At 58.3% G+C, this 240-nt stretch carries 1 protein-coding gene; it reads left to right on the forward strand.

Annotated features, from left to right (window positions below; genetic code table 11):
* Positions 1-240, forward strand: a 240-nt coding sequence (locus SCA31_RS25285; protein ID WP_410699682.1) for a hypothetical protein, incomplete at both ends; no start/stop codon positions are given.

Below are 240 nucleotides of genomic sequence, written 5' to 3' on the forward strand. Positions count from 1 at the left end.
GTCCGGTTGGAATTTACACGGCATTCTTTTCAACCGTCTTCGGCTTTGCCATGATTTGGTACATCTGGTGGTTGGCGATCGTCGCGATCGTCGCAGCCTTCATCGGGTTTGTGGTCTTCGCCTGGCGTGACGTGCACGAGTTCGAAGTGCCGGCCGACGTTTTGGCGAAAGCGGAACGTGCGAGGCGTGCCGCCCGAGAGGCGCTTCTCCAGCGCCTTTTGCCGGAAGGAGAAGCAACAT

Source organism: Chryseobacterium sp. SIMBA_028, assembly GCF_046535285.1.
Classification (GTDB): Bacteria; Bacteroidota; Bacteroidia; order Flavobacteriales; family Weeksellaceae; genus Chryseobacterium.